We start from the raw sequence: 1,701 nt of genomic DNA on the forward strand, positions 1-1,701 counted from the left end.
CTTTTTCAAATCAAAAACACCCGATAAACATCCCCGCAAAAATGAAAAAGCGACACAAGATCCGATCTGAATTTTGTGTCGCTTCTTGCGGGCTGTCGAGGATCTCAGTCGAACCCCTGATACCACTTTTAACATTATTTGAAACAATAAACTTCAGATAATATTTAGCGCCAATCCGGATGCCACATGCTCCAAAATAGACAATAATACATGTACATCCTGGTCATCTCCTAATATTCACTGAAAAAAGTCACCTTCGACGTTCAAAAAATCAAGTATCCGGACCTACCCAGGCAGCTTATCTATTATAATTTTATAGATTTTTTTTCCACTATAACTCTCGACAAGGTAAAGTATGTTATCAGGCCCCACGACAAGTCCGTTCAGATTGTCACCGAAGGTTGCATTAATACTAAGCGTGTATACAAAACCTTTGGTGGTGATTAGCCTGATATTTTTCCAGCGGTCATAGACAAAAACATTCCCATCTTTGTCAACCGCAATGGCTACTGGTTCTTCTATATTAGCATGTATCAGCGGGCCATCCATTACTCCTCTTCCTCCTACCAATGTAGAAACCATCCCCTGCGGCGTAATCTTACGGACAGTCGCATAACGCCCCCACTGAGCTACATAGAAGTTACCGGCTTTGTCAGTCGTGATGCTCTGGATAAGTTCAAAGGCAGCCATATCTGCCGGACCATCAGCGGCGCCGCTAACGAAGTTACCTGCAAAGGTAGTCACCACGCCGTTCGGGGTTACCCGACGTAAGCACGTGTGATTGTCAACAACAATGAGGTTACCTTCGCGGTCCATGACCATACAGGTAGGGACCATAAATTTGGCCTCCGCTCCCTTTCCATTTACATACGCTCTCTGCCCTTTACTGCCTGCAAGAATACTAACGGTACCATCTACGGCATACTTGTACATAACGCTTTCCTCTGCATCCAGTACATACATATTACCCTGTTTATCTTTAATTGCACCTAAGGGACCAGGCCATGAATCGTTTACACCTGTAGAGTAGAATGGGTGCTGAATAATCCCGGGAAGGGTAGTGACAACGCCTTCAGGTGTAATGCTTCTTATTTTTCCTGCATCCGCTACCATAAGATTTCCCTTTGGATCAAAGACCGCATTGCCCGGATAAACGAACATAGCATCATTCCCTATTCCGTCGCGACCACCATAATCAGTAGTATTTCTGAAGTAACCGCCGCCAGCAAAAAGGACGGCCTTCGCAGGCACCCTCGAGGTATTTTGTATCAGCGTAATGGTGTGGCTGAGATTACCACTTTGCACCATCAGCCGAACGGTTCTCTCCTCATATCTGTTAAAATTAGTGGAGTATTTGAATATTACCCAAATATCGCCTATGGCAGCAGTAGGCGTTACCGTTAGCCAATTCGGAAGTCCACTTATACGCAGGCTATCGGATGAAATAAGATGAACGGAGTCAACGTCCTCAAAAGGGCTAAGATAAATGGTATCTTTCGACACGTTCAGTATCTTTTCTGGTTCGTCGGGCTGTGGTTTTCCACAGGAATAAAGTCCGGCAATCACTGCCAGCAATAAAATAATGACAACAGGGACTTTTTTAAAATAGGTATAACACATCTCTATTTACTTTATTTGCAATCGCTGAAATGTTACAAGGTATATACATAATACAAACTACCACCCTTTTTGGGCATTTAC

The 1,701-nt window shown here is 43.7% G+C and carries 1 protein-coding gene; it reads right to left on the minus strand.

Annotated features, from left to right (window positions below; all coding sequences use genetic code 11):
* Positions 1–285: 285 nt before the first annotated feature.
* The gene (locus tag VN105_RS27625; RefSeq protein WP_325646352.1) at positions 286–1,620 is read right to left on the minus strand and encodes a hypothetical protein; all 1,335 of its coding nucleotides are present in this window, start codon (positions 1,618–1,620) and stop codon (positions 286–288) included.
* Positions 1,621–1,701 lie beyond the last annotated feature (81 nt).

Origin of the sequence: Chitinophaga sp. (assembly GCF_035564935.1) — a bacterium.
Lineage (GTDB): Bacteria > Bacteroidota > Bacteroidia > Chitinophagales > Chitinophagaceae > Chitinophaga.